Genomic DNA, 19,485 nt, shown 5'->3' on the forward strand with positions numbered 1-19,485 from the left:
ACCCCCTCGCGAGTAGCGGGGCGGCCTGGGATTTTTTGGCGGCCCCGTCTGATTGTGTGTTCTTCCTGCCCACACTCTAGCGTGCGAATCGGGTCTGCGCTTCCACCGACGCCGGTGTCACACCGACGGTCGGCGCCGCGCCGCCCGGGCCGCCATGTCGCGGGCCTCGCGGTAGACCTTGGGCGCCAGATCGGGGGTGTTCAGAAGGATCTGCATCGCCTCCGCCGACACCCCGGTGAAGAGGTCCCGCACGGTGACTCCGTGGTCGGGAACGGACACGATCTCGATGTCGTCGCCCGCCGAGAGCACGCCGACTCGCACGACGCGCAGGTACGCCCCGACATCGCCCCGCGCGGTGAAACGCTTGACCCAGGTCTTCTCGCCCGTCCACCGTGCGAAGGCGGCACACGGGCGCCGCGGAATGGTCACCTCGAGCTCGGCGGTGCCCACCGACCAGCGCGTTCCGACGACCGCATCGGTGACGGGCAGTCCGCTCACGCGCAGGTTCTCACCGAACCACCCCGCGGGAACGTCTCGGCCGAGTTCCTCGGCCCACCTGTCGGCCTCGGCCTCGTCGTACGCGTACACCGCCTGGTCCGCGCCGCCGTGGAAGGTGACATCGCACGAACGATCACCGTGCAGACCGAGCTCGGTGACGTCGACCGGTCCGGACACCGCTCGCTTGTCGATGGCGGAGTCGACCACCGCCGGCCGAGAGATGGGGTGGATGGTGTGCACGACGCACACCGACAGCACGCGTCCCGACGGGGCCGGCTGCGTCACCGGCCGCGCAGCCGATCCACCGCGGCGCGGCCCGCCTGGACCGCGGTGTCCAGGACGTAGGAGTCGGGATCGATCGAGGCGGCACACGGCCCGGCGTCGAGCGTGGTCTCCACCGGCACCGCGCGCTTGATCTGAGCGAGCGCGATCGGTCCGAGTTCGAAGTGATCGACGACGGTACCGATGCGGCCCACCGACCGGCCGCCGACGGTGATGTCGTCGCCCGTCTCCGGTCGACCGTCCGCGGAGCCGTCGAGGTGCAGCAGGACCAGTCGGCGCGGGGGCTTGCCGAGATTGTGGACGCGCGCCACCGTCTCCTGTCCGCGGTAGCACCCCTTCTCGAGGTGAACGGCCCCGAACTCTGTGACCCCGCCGATCCACCCGACCTCGTGGGGAATGGTGCGGTCGTCGGTGTCGAGACCGAGACGAGGTCGACCGGACTCGACGCGCAGCGCCTCGAACGCCCAGCTGCCGGCCTCACGCGCACCCGCGACGACGAACTTCGCCCACCACTCGTCGAGACGGTCGGCGGGGACCAGGACGTCGAAGGAATCGGTACGGGTCGGCCACGGCATCCGGCGGACGAGACCGAGGTCGGGATTCGCGGCGTCGAGCGGAAGGGCGTCGTACGGCATCGCGGGCACCTCGGCGCCCACCGCTCGCAGGATGGAGTCCGCCTTCGGGCCGAGCAACGACACGACGACCCGTTCGCTGCCGCGGCGCGGCGCGGCCTTCGACCAGAACACCATCTTCGACAGGAAGGCGAGCAGGTCCGGTCCGCGGTCCGCCTCGGTGTCGATCCAGGTGGTGCCGTCGAGGTCGGTCATGACCATGTGGTGTTCGACGCGTCCGTTGACGTCCAGGCTCAGGTTCTCCGCGGAGGCTCCGTCGGCAAGCGTCGCGACGTGCTGGCTGGAGATGGTGTGCAACCAGGTCAGGCGTTCCTCGCCGGTGATGGCGATGACGAACCGGTTCGACCGATCGACGACCGCGGCGGTCGTGACGGCCGCGCGCTGCTCACCCAACGGATCCCCGTAGTGCCAGGCGGTTCCACGATCGGGACCGTCCTGTGGTGCGGCCACCGCGCCGGGGCGGGCCAGAACGGGGGAGGAGTACAGGCCAGGGGTCTCGGACACGCCACCAGTCTAGGAGCGGACTGCCCGGTCCGGCCACGGCACTACCCTCGGGGCCATGACTTCACGCGTGGTGGTGACCCTGGACGGTGCCGTACTCGATCCGACCGAGCCTGTTCTGCATGCCGACGATCTGGCGGCGGTGCGCGGGGACGGCATCTTCGAGACCGTGCTGGTCCGTGAGGGTCGGGCGTGCCGACTCGACGCCCACCTCGCTCGCCTCACCCGGTCGGCGGCCATGCTCGACCTCGCGGAACCGGACGTCGACGCATGGCGGCGCGCGGTGGACGTGGCACTCGCGCAGTGGGAGAAGACCGGCGGCGGCGAGGGTGCGATGCGGCTGCTGCTGAGCCGGGGCCGCGAGGGGGCGGACGGTACCGAGACGGCGCTCGTCATGGTCTCCGCCGTCGCCGACCGCGTCACACAGTCGCGCGCGAAGGGCGTGTCCGCGCTGACCCTGAACCGGGGATTCTCCATCGATGCGACACAGCAGTCGCCGTGGGCCCTGCTCGGTGCGAAGACTCTGTCCTACGCCACCAACATGGCGGCCCTGCGCCACGCGGCGCGTGAGGGCTTCGACGAGGTCGTGTTCCGCAGCCTCGAGGGGCAGGTGCTCGAGGGGCCGCGGTCGAGCGTGCTGGCCGTGGTGGACCGCCGCATGATCACCCCGCCGGTGGAGCACGGGGTACTGCGCGGCACCACGGTGGACGCCCTCTTCGAGATCGCGGGCGACGCCGGCTTCGACTGTGCGCACGAGCCGTTGCGGGTGGCCGATCTGATCCTGGCGGACAGTGTCTGGCTGATCTCCTCGGTCACGCTGGCCGCGCGCGTGCACACGCTCGACACCACTTACCTGAAGGAGATGCCGTCGGATCGCGTCGTGCGCGAACTGGTGGACGCCGCCGTCGCGCGTTGACGCGCGCCACAGGTAACGGTCGACACAGTCCATCGCCTACTACTACGCGTAGTAGTAGCGTCGGCTCCGAAGGCAGGATCCCCGCCTCGCAGCCGACGACAAGAAGCTGGTCATGGACGCACTCGATGTCTCACGATGGCAGTTCGGAATCACCACCGTCTATCACTTCCTGCTCGTCCCGCTGACCATCGGACTCGCTCCGATCGTCGCCGCGATGCAGACGATGTGGGTGATCACCGGCAAGGACTCCTGGTACCGGCTCACCAAGTTCTTCGGCAAGCTGTTCCTCGTCAACTTCGCACTCGGCGTCGCCACCGGCATCGTCCAGGAGTTCCAGTTCGGCATGAACTGGTCCGAGTACTCACGGTTCGTGGGCGACGTCTTCGGTGCGCCGCTCGCACTCGAGGGCCTCGTCGCGTTCTTCCTCGAGTCCACGTTCCTCGGACTCTGGATCTTCGGATGGCAACGGCTGCCGAAAGTCGTTCACCTGGCGACGATCTGGTTGGTGGCCATCGGTGTCAACGCCTCCGCCTACTTCATCATCGCCGCGAACTCGTGGATGCAGCACCCGGTGGGGGCCGTTTACAACACGGACACGGGGCGTGCCGAGCTCGTCGACTTCTGGGCCATGCTCACCAACAACACCGCGCTGGCTGCCTTCCCGCACGCGGTGGCTGGATCCTTCCTCACCGCAGCGACATTCGTCGCCGGCATCGCCGGGTGGTGGATGGTGCGCAACGCACGACGCGGCGACGTCGGCCCCTCGTCGGAGGCCCGATCGATGTTCCGCCCCGCGGCCAGGCTGGCGTTCGTCGTCATGATCGCCTCGGGCGCTGCACTCGCGATCACCGGAGACGTGCAGGGCAAGCTGATGTTCGAGCAGCAGCCCATGAAGATGGCATCGGCAGAGTCTCTGTGTCACACCGAGACCGGCGCCTCGTTCTCGATCCTCACCATCGGCACCCACAACAACTGCGACAGCGTCCAGCACATCGTCGCGATCCCCGGCCTGACCTCGTTCCTCGCGAAGAGCGACCTCGACGCGACCGTCCAGGGGGTTACCGAGCTGCAACAGCAGTACGAGGAGCAGTACGGACCGGGCAACTATCGGCCCAACCTCTTCGTGACCTACTGGGCCTTCCGGATGATGATCGGACTCGCCGCCGGGTCCGCCGTGCTCGCGCTCGCCGGCTTGTGGGTCACCCGAGGTGGCCGAGTTCCGGACCAGCGCTGGTTCTCCCGGCTCTCACTGCTCGCGATCCCGACACCCTTCCTGGCCAACAGTGCGGGCTGGATCTTCACCGAGATGGGCCGCCAACCCTGGATCGTCGCACCCAACCCCAGCGGGGTCGACATGATCCGCCTGACGGTCGACCAGGGCGTGTCCGACCACCCCGTCGCTCTGGTGGCGGCGTCCCTCGCGACCTTCACCGTCCTCTACGCCGGGCTCGGCGCCGTCTGGTTCCTGCTGATGCGTCGCTACGTGCAGGCAGGTCCGCTCGAGCACGACAGGCACCCCCACGACGACGACGGTGATGACACCGACGCCGACGCTCGCCCGCTCTCGTTCGCCTACTGACCCGCCGGAGACATGATCATGGGAACTCCCGAATTCTGGTTCGCCGTCGTCACCGCGTTGTTCGTCGGATACTTCGTTCTCGAGGGATTCGACTTCGGGGTCGGCATGCTCATGCCCGTTCTCGGTCGATCGGGCCGGGACGACGCCGAGACCCGACGTCGCGTCGTGCTCAACACGATCGGTCCGGTGTGGGACGGCAACGAGGTGTGGCTCATCACGGCGGGAGGAGTGCTCTTCGCGGCCTTCCCGGAGTGGTACGCGACGCTCTTCTCCGGCTTCTACCTGCCGCTGCTGCTGATCCTCGTGGCGCTCATCCTGCGCATCTGCGCCATCGAGTACCGCGGCAAGATCGACGACCCCGTGTGGCGGCGTCGGTGCGACCTCGGTATCGGGATCGGTTCCTGGGTGCCCGCGGTGCTGTGGGGCGTCGCCTTCGCGAACATCGTGCGGGGTGTCGCCATCGACGCGGACAAGAAGGTCACCTCCGGACTGCTCGACCTCCTGAATCCCTATGCGTTGCTGGGTGGTGCGACCACGGCGATGCTCTTCGCGTTCCACGGCGCCGTGTTCATCGCCCTCAAGACGGCCGGCGACGTTCGCGCGGACGCATCGAGACTCGCTGCAGCACTGATCGTTCCGACCGTGGTGGGCACCGGAGTGTTCGCGCTGTGGACTCAGCTCGCGCACGGGAAGGGCTGGACCTGGTGGATCGTCGCCGCTGCCGTGGCAGGGCTGGTGACGGCAGCGGTGGCCGTGCTGCGCGGGCGCGACGGATGGGCCTTCGTCGGTACCACCGTGACGATCGGCGCAGCCGTGCTACTGCTCTTCTGTTCACTGTTCCCGGACGTGATGCCCTCGACCATCGATGCCGCGTTCTCGCTGACCGTCGACAACGCCTCGTCCTCCGCGTACACGTTGCGCATCATGGCGTGGTTGTCGGCGATCGTGGCACCGGTGGTCCTCGCCTACCAGGGCTGGACCTACTGGGTCTTTCGCCGGCGCATCTCGACGACGCAGATCCCGGCGTCCATCGGCCTGGCACGCACCCGATGACCGCGCCGAGGCGACCCCGCGGGCCCATCGACCCCCGGTTGTGGCACCGGTCGGTGCCCGTCCGTCGTCACCTCGTGGGGTCGGTGGCGCTCTCGCTGGTGACGACCGCGTGCGTCGTCGTCATCGCCGTCGTCGTCGGGACCGTGCTGGGCGGTGCGGTCACCGACCCGACTCGCCGGACGGTCGGAGCCTGGACCGCCGAGTCGACGGTCCTGGCTGCCGCCGTGGTGGTCCGCGTCCTCGCCTCGTGGGCGCGGTCGCGGTACGCGCACCGCTCGGCGGTCCGAGTCGTGCGCGGGTTGCGCGCGGACATGCTGGACGCGGCCATCACGACGCGGTCGCGGGGCAGGGAGGATCGGGGCGAGTGGTCGACGGTGGTCACGCGTGGTCTCGACGGACTGGCGCCCTACCTCACCGACTACGTCCCGGCCCTCGTTCTGGCGGCGACCGTCACGCCGATCGCGACCCTGGTGATCGCGTTCGTCGATCCGCTCTCCGCGGTGATCGTGGCGGTCACACTCCCGACGATCCCGGTGTTCATGGTGCTGATCGGTCTGATGACCCGCGGGCGATCCCGGCGGACCCTCGACGCGATGACGCGACTGTCCTCGCAGTTGATGGACCTGCTCGCGGGAATCCCGACACTGCGCGCACTCGGGCGACAGGACGGGCCGGCCGCGCGGGTCGGCGAACTCGGGGACGAGCACCGCCGCCGGACGATGGCCGCACTACGCGTCGCCTTCCTCTCGTCCATGGTGCTCGAGCTACTGGCCACGCTCGGCGTCGCACTCGTCGCGGTGTCGATCGGTCTGCGCCTCGTGTACGGCGACATGGAGCTGGCACCCGGCATCATCGCGCTGATTCTGGCGCCCGAGGTCTACCTGCCGCTGCGCGCACTCGGTGCGGCCTTCCACGCGTCCGAGGACGGTGCGGAGGCCGCGGGACGTGCCTTCGCTCTGCTCGAGAGCGCCGAGTCGCAGGCGCCGCGTGACGAGCGGACGGCCGCGCCGCCCACCGGTCCGGTGACCGTCGTGCTGACGAACCTGTCGGTCCGCGGGAGGGACGGGTGGGCACCCCGCCACCTCGACGCGGCGTTCCGGCCGGGACGGGTGACGGTGCTGACCGGCGCCAACGGGACCGGGAAGTCGACGGTCCTGGCGTCCGTTCTCGGGCTCGTCGATCCCGACGAGGGGTCCATCTCCCTCGTGGGCTCCGACGGGGTGCGGGTCGACCTGTCCACCGTCGACCTCGACCAGTGGTGGCGCCGCGTGACCTGGCTTCCGCAGCGTCCGGCCATCGTCGTCGGAACCGTCGCCGACAACCTCGACCTCGGGGCGCGTGGTGACGTGGCCGAAGCAGCTCGTGCCACGGGGTTCTCGTCCGTGCTGGCATCCCTGCCGCGCGGCGCCGCGACGATGCTCGGCGCCGGGGGAGTGGGACTGTCCGTCGGGGAAGCGCATCGGTTGGCTCTGACGCGCACCCTCGCCGCGACGGAATCCGTCGTGCTCCTGGACGAACCGACCGCCCACCTCGACCCGGAGTCGGCAGGTCGGGTACTCCGGTCCCTGCGGGCCGCGGCCGACGGGGGCCGCACGGTCGTCATCGTGGGGCACACGCCCGAGGTGCTCGCCGCCGCGGACGCCGTCGTGCACGTGGATCGAGCGGCGGTGTCGGCATGAGCGACCTCACGCGGGCACTGCGGCTGCTCGACCTGCCACCGGGGCGCGTGGCGCGGGCCGTGGCGGCGGGAGTCGCGACGCTGGGCAGTGCACTCGCGTTGTCCGCGCTCTCGGCCTGGCTCATCACGCGGGCATGGCAGATGCCGCCGGTGTTGCACCTGTCGGTGGCCGTGGTGGCGGTGCGCGCGCTCGGCATCACGCGCGGCCTGTGTCGGTACCTGGAACGACTGGCCACCCACGACGTCGCACTGCGTGGGACCGTCCGCGCGCGGTCCACCCTGTACCGCGAACTGTCGCAGGGTGATTCGGCGACGGCGGTGACGACGCGGCGAGGGGATCTCCTCGTGCGGTCCGGCGCCGACGTGGACGCCGTCGGCGACGTGGTGGTGCGCGCCCTCGTCCCCGTCGCCGTGGCGGCGATGGTCTCTGCCCTCGCGGTCGGACTCGTCGCCGTGTGGTCGCCCGCCGCGGCCGTCGTCCTGGCGGTCGCGCTGCTCGTCTCCGGAGTCGTGGCGCCCTGGCTGAGCGTCAGGGCCGAGCGGGCCGCCGCCGAGGATCTCGTCGCTGCGCGAGCCGATCTCGCCGCCCACGCCGTCACCGCGATCGATCACGCCGCCGAGCTCCGGGTGTCCGGTCGGCTGGCCGACGTGCGACGCCGCGCCGACGAGGCCGATCGCGCCGTCGGTGCCGCGCAGGACCGCGCCGCCGGGTGGTCCGCCCTGTCCGCCGCTGCGACCCCGTTGTCGATGGGGGTCGCGGTGCTGGGCGCCCTCGCCGTGGGCATCTCGGCGTACGGCACCGGATCGGGGTTCGCGGGCGGCACCGACCCCACCGGGCTCGCCGTCGTGGTGCTGGTTCCGCTCGCCGCGTTCGAGGCGACGGGTGCGATACCCGCCGCCGCGGTGGCGTGGGTGCGCGGATCCGCGGCGGCGCGGCGGATCATGGCTCTCGTGGACGAGGCCCGCTCCGGGTCGGCGGTGACGCCGAAGGACGACCTGCCGCCGTCGACGACTGTGCGCCTCGAGGTGTGCGACGTCGTCGCCGGCCGCGGCGGATCGCGGACCGCGCCGGTGTCTCTGGTGGCGGAACCCGGTGCGCGCCTGGCGATCAGCGGACCCAGCGGCGTCGGCAAGTCCACGCTCGCCATGACGATCGCGGGGCTCGTCGCCCCCGCCGCGGGCGCCGTGCTCGTCGACGGCAGGTCCGTCGACGAACTGTCCGAGGACGCGATGCGCCGGACGGTGTCCTACGTCGCCGAGGACGCCCACGTCTTCCGGACCACCGTGCTCGAGAACCTCCGTGTGGTGCGCGGAGACGTGACCGAGGCGGAGGCGACGGCGGCTCTCGACCGGGTCGGGCTCGGAGCCTGGGTGCGCGCACTGCCCGACGGTGTCCACACGGACCTCGACGGCGGAGCGGAGGTGCTGTCCGGCGGTCAGCGCCGCCGCCTGCTGCTGGCCCGCGCGACGCTCTCACGGGCGGCGGTGATCATCGTCGACGAGCCCACCGAACACGTGGACGACCAGTCCTCGACCGCGTTGCTCGCCGCGATGCTCGACCCCGACGGCGGACTGTTCGACCGGGCGACGACCGTTCTGGTCGTGACACATCGACCGGTGCCGACGGGTGTTCGAGTGGCGACCGTGCGCGGTGAACGTCAGGTGTGTTCGCTCACGGAAAAAGACGTTGCCGACCGGGCCGATCCACGCGTAGCGTCGTCTGTACACGAGAGAGGAGGTGGTCTGGAATTGTATGACTCTTGGACGCGTGAGGTGGCTGCCCGCTAGCCGCAACCGCTGACGGTTCTTCTCTCACCGCGCGAGCGGCGGGCGAATACCAGGCAGCTACCCGACCCCCGAGCCCTCGGTCCGTCCAGACCGAGACCCGTACTCCTGCAACGGTGTACCGGTAGGGCTCGGGGGTCGTTCCATGTCCGGACCAGGCCCGCGCGCCTGGTCTTTCCCGTTCTGCCGAGCAGACCCCCTCGCCTGTGTCACTGTGGGGGACATGACGAGTGACGAGCAGTCCGACACGACGAACACCGACGACACATCGTCCGACGCCGGTTCGGCGAACGAGGAGACCGTGGGCCCCGAGCTGACGCAGGAGGATCTCGATCGCGCCGGCGAGAAGATGGACGGCCTCAACGCGCGTTACGAGACCGGTGCGCGCGAGACCGTGACGCTGCCCGGCACCGGTGGCACCGTGTCCGGTACCGCGTTCGCGGACTTCGACGAGGACGGCGCCTCCGAGAAATCCGACACCGAGAAATCCGACACCGAGAGAGCCGACACCGAGAGAGCCGACACCGGTTCCGGGCAGGATGCGGAGAGCGAGAAGGGCGAGCGTCAGCCCACGTAGCGTTCGAGGCGGGCGGACAGCCGGGGCTCGAGATCGCCGTCCGGTCCGACCCGCTCCTCGACGTACGCGAGATCGCCACCCTCGACGATGCCGTAGAGGCGCTTCGCGCCGCCGACCAGCGCCGCCGACGTGCTGCGGATGACCACGTCGGTGGCCAGTTCCCAGGACGACTGCGTCAGCGCGCGGCCGTAGTACAACTCGATGAGCCCGCTCGCGTGGGTCAACAGGAGCTCGAGGGTCTCCTCGCCGTCGTCGCCGGGCTCACCGGTTCCGCTCACGCGCCAGAAGCCGGACTCGCGCAGATCGCGACCGGCGTAGGCGCCGTTCTCGTCGACGCGCCAGGTGCGGGACTCCCACGACAGGTAGGGACCGCCGTCGTGGCTCACGACGATCTGCTGTCCCAGTGCGTAGTCGCCCTCGGCATCGTGCCCCTCACCGGTGCCGCGCCACACGCCGACCAGCGGCAGCAGCGCCAGCATGGAGTGCGAGATGTCGGGACCCTGCCGCAGATTCGCGGTGTCACCGTCACCGGGCAGATCGGGGAGCAGCGGGATGTTGCGCCCGGCCGTCTCCTTGGCCCGTTCCTCTGCACGCGCGACCGCGGCGTCACCGCTCAGGCGGGGCGCCGGGGTGCCGAACTCGTCGGTCACGACTCGTCGGTGACCAGGCGATAGACGACGTACAGCGAGAACCAGGCGATGAGGATCGACGCCAGGATGAGGAGTGCTTCGAAGAATAGGACCACGCGACGATTGTAGACCGGCGGTGCCGCGGACCTGCCATGGGCCGCTGTCGCGATCGGTCGACGCAGGCCGTCCGCGGACTGTGTGACCGATGACAACCTGTGACGGGCCCGGTGACGCGATTCATTGTCTAGGGTCGTGAGGTTCTGGAACCGAGAAACGAGGGTGATCCATCCATGCTTCGTGTGACCGGGCTCGACCCGACCGGACGTCGGCGGACCGGGCCGACGAGGATCGTGCTGCGCGCGGCAACGGCTGCCCTCGCGGCACTGATGCTGTGCGCGATTCCCGGAGGTCTGGCAGGGGCGGCACCGATCACCCCCTCCGATCCGCTCGGTCTGGGCGACGACCCCGTCGAGTCGGTGCTCGACACGTTCGGGCTGGGCACGAAGGTCGATCAGGATCCGAACAACTACGCGTACGACTGCCCCGACGTGCTCATCGTCGCCATCACGGGCGCGACGGACTCGGACTCGGACCGGAACCCTGTCGACGAGGTGGACCGGCTGCCGTGGTCCAACTGGGTAGGCAACGTGACCGTGCCGGCAGGGGAGGCCTCGGCGTCGACGCCCGGACGAGTCGGCTGGGTGTACGTGCCGTACGCGTCGGAGTACGGGGTGGCCGTGGCCGAGCCGGTACCCACGTACCAGGAATCCGTCGCCGAGGGCCTCGCGACGATGGGCCGGATGATCGATGCGAACAAGACCGCGTGCGGCACGTCGACGAAGTACGTGCTGCTCGGTTACAGCGTGGGTGCGGAGGTGGTGGAACGCCTCGCCGTCGACATCGGGTCCCGACCGTCCACGGCGCACGTGACGTCCGACGACATCGCCGGGGTCGCCCTCGTCGGAGATCCGTACCGCCCGGCCGGCACTGCGTCCCTGGACGAGCCCGGTCCGCCGGGTGGTGGCTTCATGTCGTCCGAGCCGAAGGACTACGGAACCCTCACGAACAAGATCCGGTGGGCGTGCCGGCCGATGGACATCGCCTGCGACGCACCGGAGAACCTCGGGGTTCTGCCGTTGGCGCTCAACGTCTTCGGGCGGATGCACTTCACCTTGCTCGATCCGGGCCGCACCGTCACCGAGTTCGTCGCGGTCTCGTCCGACGTCGCGGCACGCACCATCGCGTATGTCTTCAGCGACCCGGACTTCGCCACGTCGGACGAGTCCCTGCTCGACGTGATGCTCCGGGTGTCGGACCGCACCCAGCCCCTGCCGGACGAGGCGTCACCGACGCCCCGCGAGATGTTCGACGCCGTGACGTGGGCGCTCGGTCCCGGGCGTCCCGTCGTCGAGGCCAAGCTGCAGGCGGAGGCCGTGGGTTTCGGTGAGGACAACGCCGACATCCCCCAGCTGTTCGAGAAGCCCTACGTCGAACTGGGCTTCCTGCAGCACCTCTACTACTGGGACAACTTCCCGGACAACGGCCGCGACTGGGAGAGCGAGAAGATGATCCGCTGGATCACCGACCTCGCTCGCGAGCAGAGCGAGGCGCCGCCGGTCGACGAACCGGCCGCTCCTCCTGCGGGAGACACGACGGGGCCCGCCGAGCCCCGCGTCGTTCCCCCCGTGAATCCCGGCTACCTGGCGCCGCCGGCGCAGCCCGGGGAGACAGTGCCGTCGACCTGGGAGGAAGTGCTGAAGTCTCTCGGCCTTCCGCCGGAGCCCGGCAAGTAGTACCCGCCGGTCGGACCGCTCCCCCTCCACGACGCGAACACCCTCCCCAGCCACGCTGGGGAGGGTGTTCGGCTACAGCGAAGAGTGTTCGGTCAGGCGCCGATCGAGATCTCGGCCTCGTGGAGGCCGGCGGACTCGGGCGAGATGGTGACGTCGCCGTTGCCGCTCGCGGACAGCGCGCGCAGCGTCCACGTGCCCGGCGCCGCGAAGAACCGGAAGTCTCCGGTTCCGGACGCGACGACCTCGGCGGTGAACTCACCCGTGCTGTCGAGCAGGCGCACGTACGCGCCGCCGACGGGCTGACCGTCCGACGCGGCCAGGACGCGGCCCGTGATGACCGTCTCCTTCTCCACGTCGACGCCGGCGGGAAGGGTCTGTCCCTGAGCAGGTGCTCCACACATGATTACGCTCCCAACTCGATAGGTGCTCCCACGAGGGAGCCGTACTCGGTCCAGCTACCGTCGTAGTTCTTGACGTTCTCGTAGCCCAACAGCTGCGTCAGTGCGAACCAGCTGTGCGACGAGCGCTCGCCGATGCGGCAGTACGCGATCGTGCCCTTGCTGGGATCGATGCCGACACCGTCGTAGAGCTCCTTCAGTTCCTCGTCGGACTTGAAGGTGCCGTCCTCGTTCGCTGCCTTGCTCCACGGCACGTTGACGGCGCCGGGGATGTGGCCGGGACGCTGGCTCTGCTCCTGCGGGAGGTGTGCCGGCGCCAGGATCTTGCCCGAGTACTCGTCGGGGGAGCGGATGTCGAGGAGGTTCTTGGTGCCGATGGCGGCGATGACCTCGTCGCGGAACGCACGAATGGACAGATCGGGTGACTCGGCCTTGTACGACGTGCCCTCGCGGGACACGGACTCGGTGCTCAGCGGGCGGCCGTCGAGCTCCCACTTCTTGCGTCCACCGTCGAGCAGGCGGACGTCCTTGTGGCCGTACAGCTTGAAGTACCAGTAGGCGTAGGCCGCGAACCAGTTGTTGTTGCCGCCGTAGAGGATCACGGTGTCGTCGTTGGCGATGCCACGCGTGGACAGCAGGTCCGAGAACTGCTCCTGGTTGAGGAAGTCACGAAGGACCGGATCCTGGAGGTCGGACTTCCAGTCGAGCTTGACGGCACCCTCGATGTGGCCGGTGTCGTAGGCGCTGGTGTCCTCGTCGACCTCGACGAACACGGTCTTGGGAGCATGCAGGTTCTGCTCGGCCCAGTCGGCAGTGACCAGGACGTCGGAGCGAGCCATGTGGTTCCTTTCGATTCTTCTCTGACAGGTGGTGGGTGGTTCAGGTGGTGGCATGTCGAGCCGGCAGGAACCGGCTCGCGAGTGGGTAGATCTTGCAGCCCAGGCAGATTCCGAACGCCGCGTTCAGGACCGCGGCGAACAGGGCCAGACCCGTGGCGACGGTGCCGACGGTCGTCGAGGACAGCGCGAATCCGAGGGTTCCCACGATCGAGAAGGCGAATCCCAGTCCCTGCGCGAACCGCAGGGGGGTGGTCGGTTCGGTCTCCGACACCGGGCCCAGGCGCGGTGCGACGACGGCGCGGAACACGCGTCCGTAGGGATGCGCTGCCGGCCCGGCAGCCGCGCCGTACGCGAAGACCAGCGTCTGCAGGCCCAGGATCACCGCGGCAGCAGTGAGGGACACCGTCGACACGAGCAGTGTCACGACGAGGACGGCGGTGGTCACCCACGCGACGAAGCGCGGACCACGTACGTCGACCTGCGGGGGAATGGATGACATCGAGATGCTCCTGGAGTGGAGGACGGGGGACCGAGCGGATGCGCGTGGTCTCCGGCATTCGTCGAGCGGTCCGAGGTCGGTACAGCACGGCTGTACCCGAGCGGACGGGTCGACGAGGGGAGGACCGTCGTCAGCGGCAACGGCAGCAACAGCCACCGAGGCGGCACAGATCCACTGTGCGGCGTCGGGTGAGCAGAAGCTCGTGGCTGGCGGTCACGTCGGCCATCGTACCCACGCCGGTCCCGATCCAGAAGTTCCGGGTGTCGCTCGTCACTCCGACGAGGGTGAATCGGACGCCGAGAGCACGGCGGCCCGCAGGTCCTTCGACGACGGGACACCCGACGCGCGCGATCGTTCCCGCATCGCCCCGTCCAGCACGAAGGTGGTCGGGAGAGACATCACGCCGAAGTCGCGCGCGAGTTGCGGGTTCTCGTCCATGTCCACCTCGACGTCGGACACGCGGTGCCCCGCCGACTCGAGGTCGGTCACCACGGCGGACACGACGCGTCGCACCGCCGCACACGGGCCGCACCAGGTGGCCGAGAAGTGGAGCACGGTCACCGCGCCGTCGGTGGCGCCGGCGGCGCGCAGAGCGTAAGCCCGCGATCCCGACGCGCCGCCGCGATCCGAGGTGCGGACGGCGCCCTCGCGGCGGCGGACCCACAGGCCCACCACGGTGGCGAGCGTCAGGACGAGGAGAAGGACGACGACGGCGCTCACGGCGTGCGGATCTCGTCGAGTTCGATGGTGACGTCCTCGGCGCTGCCCTCGATGACGATCTGCCCGCCCTCCGCGTAGACCGAGGTGGGGGAGATGCCGAACGGCAGCTGCTGCTCGTCGATCGTGCGGGTGAACAGCCCCAGGACCGCGGGCTTCAGGAAGTCGGGGATGGTGAAGTCGGCCTGCCCCTCGGGCCCGAAATAGAGGTCAGACGCGACGATGGACACGGTCCCACCGTCGAGCCGGAGCTCGGCGGTGACGCTGACCGCGGTGTTCAGTGGGCCGACGGGCACGGTGCCCGTGAGAACCACGGCCCCGGCGGTGGTCTCGCCGGAACCGCCCGACCCGCCGGTGCCGTCGGAGCGGTCGGCGGGGGGAGTGGAGACCTGGAGATCGGGGATCTCGAGGAATCGGCCCAGGTCGGTGGCGTCGATACGGACGCGCGCGTCGAGTTGGTCCATCGGCACCGTGCGCACCGATCCGTCGAGGAGATCGGAGGCCGGAATGCGCACGCCGCGCAACGTCGCCTCGATGGTCGTCTTCTCGACGTAGTCGGTCGGGACGTCCTGCGCTCGGATCTCCACGCGGCCGTACCTGCCGTCGGCCGCCTGGGTCAGGAACGGGAAGCCGTGGATGGTCACCTGCGGATCGGACACCAGATCTCCGCCGTCCCGCAGCGCCCGCGAGACGCGGTACTCGGAGTAGGCGGCGGTCCCGAAATCGGCGGCCAGAGCGAGCGCCAGGACGAAGACGAGTCCGACGATCAGTTTTCGCACGGAGTTCCTCTCGGGCGGTTCGATGTCCTGCGGGCGGGTCCCGAGGCGGGCGGTGGCGGCTCGCAGCCGACTGTCCTGCCTTCCGACAGGTTAGTCTGTGACCGAAGAACAACAGGAAGTGCCGGTCGCGGACCCGCTGGTGGTCTCGTCCGGCCGGACAAGAGTGGACGAGGAGGCCCTGTGGAATTGCTGCTGCTGACCTCCGATCCCGATCCGGAGTCCGTGCTCCCGTCCCTCGCACTTCTGGCGCACACGGTGCGTCCCGCACCGACCGAGGTCTCGTCGTTGCTCGAGGCCGGCAGCGCGGACATCGCGCTCGTCGACGCCCGCACCGATCTGGCCGCCGCGCGCGGACTGTGTCGGCTGCTCGGCAGCGCCGGCTCGTCGGTACCCGTGGTCGCCGTGCTCACCGAGGGCGGCCTCGTCGCGGTCAACGCCGAGTGGGGCCTCGACGACATCCTGCTGCCCACCACCGGCCCCGCCGAGCTCGATGCCCGGTTGCGTCTGCTCGTGGGACGCCACGGCGGTGTCAGCAGTCCCGAGGCCTCGGGGAAGATCACTCTCGGTGAGCTCGTCATCGACGAGGGCACCTACACCGCCCGTCTGCGCGGGCGTCCGCTCGACCTCACGTACAAGGAGTTCGAACTCCTCAAGTACCTCGCTCAGCACGCGGGCCGCGTCTTCACCCGAGCGCAACTGCTGCAGGAGGTGTGGGGGTACGACTTCTTCGGCGGTACCCGCACCGTGGACGTGCACGTCCGGCGTCTGCGCGCGAAGCTCGGAACGGAGTACGAGTCGCTCATCGGCACCGTGCGCAACGTGGGATACAAGGCCGTGCGCCCGAGCCGGGCAGGCAAGGGTGCGGCGGGTGGCGACGACGCGGTGGACCTGCCGTCGGACGGCGACCTGGACATCGAGAACGACACGGCGACATCCTCGTTCGCCCCGGCTGATCGGACGGCCTTCTGACGTGAGCGACGCGATTCGACTCGAGGCACGGCGACCGATCGGGGACGAGGCCCGACGAGTGCGCAGCGCGATCGAGGCCGCCACGACCGCCGACGGAACACCGCCGCTGTCGGAGCAGGCCGAGCGCGCCGTGGACTCTCCGCGGGACGACGAGCACCTGCTGGCACTGGACGGCGATCACCTCGTGGGGTACGCGACGCTCTCGCCCGCGCGCGGTGACGCGCCGGTCATGGTGGAGGCCGTCGTGCATCCCGATCACCGGGGCCGCGGCGTCGGCACCGCGCTGGTCGACCGTGCTCTCGCAGCACCGGGGGCGCGCGTGTGGGCCCACGGACGGCTGCCCGCCGCCGATCGCGTCGCCGAGAAGGCCGGTCTCGAGGTGGTCCGCGAACTGCTGCAGATGCGCCGCCCGCTCGGTGGCCCCGACGCGGCGGCCCTGCCCGAACTCACCGTCCCGGACGGCATCACCGTGCGGACCTACCGGGAGTCCGACGACGCCGAGATCCTGCGGGTGAACAACGCCGCGTTCTCCTGGCACCCCGAGCAGGGGGGCTGGACGCAGGCGGAGATCGACGAGCGCCGCGCGGAGTCCTGGTTCGATCCCGCGGGCCTGTTCGTGTCGACGTCGACGGACGACCCGGACACCGTGCTGGGGTTCCACTGGACCAAGGTGCACCCGCCGACCGGCGACGATCCCGAACTGGGTGAGGTCTACGTCGTCGGCATCGATCCGGCGGCCCAGGGCAGGGGGCTCGGCCGGACCCTCACGCTCGCCGGCCTGCGGTATCTGGCCGATCGCGGCCTCGCCGGCGTGCTGCTGTACGTCGAGTCGGACAACACGGCCGCCGTGCACACGTACGACCGGCTCGGCTTCACCACCTTCCACGTCGACGCGGCGTTCGCGCGCGTCTGACGCGGGACCGGTGCGGTCCCTGAGACGCGCATCGCATCCCGATCCGGGCTTTCGGTCTGTCTGTTCACCCTCCGTTCACAAAGGCGCGGTGAACCGTCCACCACCGGCGCTTACGTTCTCCCACGGGTAGCGCACGCTGCCCGTTGCGGTACGACGTCACCGCATCTTTTCTCGCCCGCCGACCGATCGGTCGCCGACGGGCTGTTTCTGGAGGAGACAGGTGAAGCTCGAGCGCAGCATTGCCCTCATGGGTGTACTGGCTGTCGGCGGATTGACGCTGGCTGCATGTGGTTCCGACGCGAACGTCGAGGCCACCGGCAGTGGCGACTCCGCCGCGACGTGCGAGGGCAAGAGCCCCATCACCGGCGAAGGATCGTCGGCGCAGCAGAACGCGATGTCCAATTTCACGTCCGTCTACTCGGGTGTGTGCTCCGGCAAGGCCGTGGAGTACACCGTCAGCGGTTCCGGCAACGGCCGGACCCAGTTCGTCGCCGGTCTCGTGGACTTCGCGGGCTCGGACTCGTCCATCAAGGAAGAGCAGGCCGACGCGGCCGCCACGCGCTGCGCCGGCAACCCGGCGTGGAACCTTCCCCTCGTGTTCGGCCCGGTCGCCGTGGCGTACACGCTCGACGGTGTCGACGACCTGGTCCTGACGCCCGACGTCATCGCCCAGATCTTCACCGGCAAGATCACCACCTGGAACGATCCGGCCATCGCCGCGCTGAACGAGGGCGCCTCGCTCCCGACCACCGCCATCACGCCGATCTACCGCTCCGATTCCTCGGGCACCAGCGACAACTTCCAGCGCTTCCTGTCCGACGCCGCACCGCAGTCCTGGACGCTGGACCACAGCTCCGACTGGGCCGGTGGAGTGGGCGAGGGCGCCAACGGTTCGTCGGGCGTCGCTCAGGCCGCTGCCGCCACTCCGGGCGCCATCACGTATGTCGAGAAGGGCTTCGCCGATCAGGAGAACCTGACCGCGGCGCAGATCGACTTCGGCGCCGGTGCCGTCGAGCTCACCAGCGAGACCGCCGCCAAGGCGATCGACACGGTCACCTTCTCCGGTGACGGAAACGACCTCGCGCTCGACACCGACGCACTGTTCGCCAGCAAGGAAGCCGATTCCTACCCGTTGGTGCTGTCGACCTACGAGATCGTCTGCTCCAAGGGCTACGACGCGGAGACCGCCGCCGGCGTCAAGTCGTTCCTGCTCAGCGCTGCCAACGAGGGCCAGGAAGGCCTCGAGGCTGCCGGTTACGTGCCGCTCCCGGACAGCTTCAAGGAGCGTCTGGTGACGGCGATCAACGCCATTTCCTGACACACTGGTTCTCGCCTGCATCACCCCGAAGACCATTCACCGGGTGATGCAGGCGATGCCGTACCACCCCACACGAGACAGTGAGCGGTATGAGCGACACCCATTCGATCAGCGACGTCACGCCGGCCACCACATCGGCCGTGAGCGCCGCTCGCAAGACGGAAGCGCCGACACCAGTGCCCGACAAGAAAGCCTCAGGTACGGTCACCCGCCCGGGTGACCGCATCTTCTCGACGCTCGCCACCGGTTCCGGTGTCTTCGTCATCGTCCTGATCGCGGCGATCGGTGGGTTCCTCCTGTGGCGGGCGATCCCCGCGCTGCAGAACAACACCGTGAACTTCTTCACGTACAACGGGCAGTGGAGCACGTCGGACACGTCCGCCATGCTCTTCGGTGTCCGTGACCTGTTCCTGGTCACGGCCACGGTCTCGGTGGTGGCTCTGCTGATCGCCATGCCGGTCGCACTGGGCATCGCGATCTACCTGACGAACTACGCCCCGAAGCGTCTGGCGGGCCCGCTGGGCTACGTCATCGACCTGCTGGCCGCCGTGCCGTCCATCGTCTTCGGACTCTGGGGCCTGTACGTCCTCGCGCCGGTCATCTCGCCCGTCGCGGAGTGGCTCAACACGAACCTCTCGTGGTTCCCGCTCTTCGCCACCGGCTCCGTCTCCATCGCCGGCGGCGGCACCATCTTCACCGGTGCGATCGTTCTCGCCGTCATGATCCTGCCGATCATCGCCGCGGTCACCCGCGAGGTGTTCGTCCAGACGCCGCGTGGCCAGATCGAGGCTGCTCTCGCCCTCGGCGCCACGCGGTGGGAGGTCGTGCGCACCACGGTCATCCCGTTCGGCAAGTCCGGCTTCGTCAGCGGCTCGATGCTGGGCCTCGGCCGCGCGCTCGGCGAGACCATCGCGCTCTACATCATCATCCGCAGCACCCAGGAGACGTTCGGCTGGACGCTGTTCGACGGCGGCAACACCTTCGCGACGAAGATCGCACTGGCCGCGGGTGAGTTCAACAACCAGCTGCAGGCCGGTGCCTACATCGCCGCGGGCCTGGTGCTGTTCGTCCTCACCTTCGTCGTCAACGCCGGCGCCCGCGCCGCCATCGCTGGAAAGAAGGACTGACCC

At 69.5% G+C, this 19,485-nt stretch carries 19 protein-coding genes; 11 read left to right on the forward strand and 8 right to left on the reverse strand.

The annotated features are described in order from the left end of the window. Nucleotides 1-117 precede the first annotated feature (117 nt). Nucleotides 118-783 (reverse strand): MOSC domain-containing protein, encoded by a 666-nt coding sequence (locus JOE30_RS09105; protein WP_204866223.1) that lies wholly within the window; start codon nt 781-783, stop codon nt 118-120. Then, a complete protein-coding gene (locus tag JOE30_RS09110) occupies nt 780-1,916 on the reverse strand; it encodes a folate-binding protein YgfZ (RefSeq protein WP_204866225.1) in 1,137 nt (378 codons plus the stop codon). Before JOE30_RS09110 ends, JOE30_RS09105 begins: the two co-directional genes overlap by 4 nt. Before the next feature lie 55 nt (nt 1,917-1,971). Between JOE30_RS09110 and JOE30_RS09115 the strand changes: the two genes are divergently transcribed. The 6 genes from JOE30_RS09115 to JOE30_RS09140 all read left to right on the forward strand — a co-directional run bounded on the left by JOE30_RS09115 (nt 1,972) and on the right by JOE30_RS09140 (nt 9,501). Next, entirely contained in the window at nt 1,972-2,829 is an 858-nt protein-coding gene (locus tag JOE30_RS09115) for an aminodeoxychorismate lyase (protein ID WP_204866227.1), read from the forward strand. 112 nt (nt 2,830-2,941) lie between these two features. After that, on the forward strand, nt 2,942-4,408 hold the full coding sequence (locus tag JOE30_RS09120) for a cytochrome ubiquinol oxidase subunit I (RefSeq protein WP_204866229.1): 1,467 nt from the start codon (nt 2,942-2,944) through the stop codon (nt 4,406-4,408). 18 nt (nt 4,409-4,426) lie between these two features. Beyond that, nucleotides 4,427-5,461, forward strand: a complete 1,035-nt coding sequence (gene cydB, locus JOE30_RS09125; RefSeq protein ID WP_204866231.1) for a cytochrome d ubiquinol oxidase subunit II — start codon at nt 4,427-4,429, stop codon at nt 5,459-5,461. Beyond that, entirely contained in the window at nt 5,458-7,140 is a 1,683-nt protein-coding gene (cydD, locus tag JOE30_RS09130; RefSeq protein ID WP_204866233.1) for a thiol reductant ABC exporter subunit CydD, read from the forward strand. The genes cydB and cydD overlap by 4 nt, the downstream gene beginning before the upstream one ends. Then, nucleotides 7,137-8,927 carry a thiol reductant ABC exporter subunit CydC gene (cydC, locus tag JOE30_RS09135; protein WP_204866235.1) on the forward strand — a complete coding sequence of 597 codons (1,791 nt, stop codon included), beginning with the start codon at nt 7,137-7,139 and terminating at the stop codon, nt 8,925-8,927. Before cydD ends, cydC begins: the two co-directional genes overlap by 4 nt. 220 nt (nt 8,928-9,147) lie before the next feature. Next, a complete protein-coding gene (locus JOE30_RS09140; RefSeq protein ID WP_204866238.1) occupies nt 9,148-9,501 on the forward strand; it encodes a hypothetical protein in 354 nt (117 codons plus the stop codon). On the opposite strand, the gene JOE30_RS09145 is transcribed toward JOE30_RS09140, so the two are convergent. Continuing rightward, the gene (locus JOE30_RS09145; protein ID WP_204866240.1) at nt 9,489-10,151 is read right to left on the reverse strand and encodes an FABP family protein; all 663 of its coding nucleotides are present in this window, start codon (nt 10,149-10,151) and stop codon (nt 9,489-9,491) included. The genes JOE30_RS09140 and JOE30_RS09145 overlap by 13 nt on opposite strands. A 269-nt stretch (nt 10,152-10,420) precedes the next feature. Between JOE30_RS09145 and JOE30_RS09150 the strand changes: the two genes are divergently transcribed. Further along, on the forward strand, nt 10,421-11,923 hold the full coding sequence (locus JOE30_RS09150; RefSeq protein WP_204866242.1) for a cutinase family protein: 1,503 nt from the start codon (nt 10,421-10,423) through the stop codon (nt 11,921-11,923). Nucleotides 11,924-12,015: 92 nt separating this feature from the next. Here JOE30_RS09150 and JOE30_RS09155 read toward each other — a convergent pair whose 3' ends face one another. The 5 genes from JOE30_RS09155 to JOE30_RS09175 all read right to left on the reverse strand — a co-directional run bounded on the left by JOE30_RS09155 (nt 12,016) and on the right by JOE30_RS09175 (nt 15,155). Then, nucleotides 12,016-12,324, reverse strand: coding sequence for a DUF1416 domain-containing protein (locus JOE30_RS09155; RefSeq protein WP_027504276.1), 309 nt, complete (start codon nt 12,322-12,324; stop codon nt 12,016-12,018). A 2-nt stretch (nt 12,325-12,326) separates the two neighbouring features. After that, complete coding sequence (locus JOE30_RS09160) at nt 12,327-13,160, reverse strand: sulfurtransferase (protein ID WP_204866244.1); 834 nt, start codon at nt 13,158-13,160, stop codon at nt 12,327-12,329. A 40-nt stretch (nt 13,161-13,200) separates the two neighbouring features. Further along, nucleotides 13,201-13,659, reverse strand: a complete 459-nt coding sequence (locus tag JOE30_RS09165) for a DUF4395 domain-containing protein (protein ID WP_204866246.1) — start codon at nt 13,657-13,659, stop codon at nt 13,201-13,203. A gap of 270 nt (nt 13,660-13,929) precedes the next feature. Further along, nucleotides 13,930-14,379, reverse strand: coding sequence for a thioredoxin family protein (locus tag JOE30_RS09170; protein ID WP_204866248.1), 450 nt, complete (start codon nt 14,377-14,379; stop codon nt 13,930-13,932). Continuing rightward, the gene (locus tag JOE30_RS09175; RefSeq protein ID WP_204866250.1) at nt 14,376-15,155 is read right to left on the reverse strand and encodes an LmeA family phospholipid-binding protein; all 780 of its coding nucleotides are present in this window, start codon (nt 15,153-15,155) and stop codon (nt 14,376-14,378) included. The genes JOE30_RS09170 and JOE30_RS09175 overlap by 4 nt, the downstream gene beginning before the upstream one ends. A 180-nt stretch (nt 15,156-15,335) precedes the next feature. On the opposite strand from JOE30_RS09175, the gene JOE30_RS09180 reads away from it, so the two are divergent. The 4 genes from JOE30_RS09180 to pstC all read left to right on the forward strand — a co-directional run bounded on the left by JOE30_RS09180 (nt 15,336) and on the right by pstC (nt 19,482). Continuing rightward, complete coding sequence (locus tag JOE30_RS09180; protein WP_204866251.1) at nt 15,336-16,124, forward strand: response regulator transcription factor; 789 nt, start codon at nt 15,336-15,338, stop codon at nt 16,122-16,124. Nucleotide 16,125: 1 nt separating this feature from the next. Further along, entirely contained in the window at nt 16,126-17,037 is a 912-nt protein-coding gene (gene mshD, locus JOE30_RS09185; RefSeq protein WP_307806113.1) for a mycothiol synthase, read from the forward strand. A gap of 220 nt (nt 17,038-17,257) precedes the next feature. Next, nucleotides 17,258-18,355, forward strand: coding sequence for a phosphate ABC transporter substrate-binding protein PstS (gene pstS / locus JOE30_RS09190; RefSeq protein ID WP_204866252.1), 1,098 nt, complete (start codon nt 17,258-17,260; stop codon nt 18,353-18,355). A gap of 89 nt (nt 18,356-18,444) precedes the next feature. Further along, nucleotides 18,445-19,482, forward strand: a complete 1,038-nt coding sequence (gene pstC / locus JOE30_RS09195; RefSeq protein ID WP_204866253.1) for a phosphate ABC transporter permease subunit PstC — start codon at nt 18,445-18,447, stop codon at nt 19,480-19,482. Nucleotides 19,483-19,485 lie beyond the last annotated feature (3 nt).

It is taken from the genome of Rhodococcus sp. PvP016 (genome assembly GCF_017832185.1).
Classification (GTDB): Bacteria; Actinomycetota; Actinomycetes; order Mycobacteriales; family Mycobacteriaceae; genus Rhodococcoides.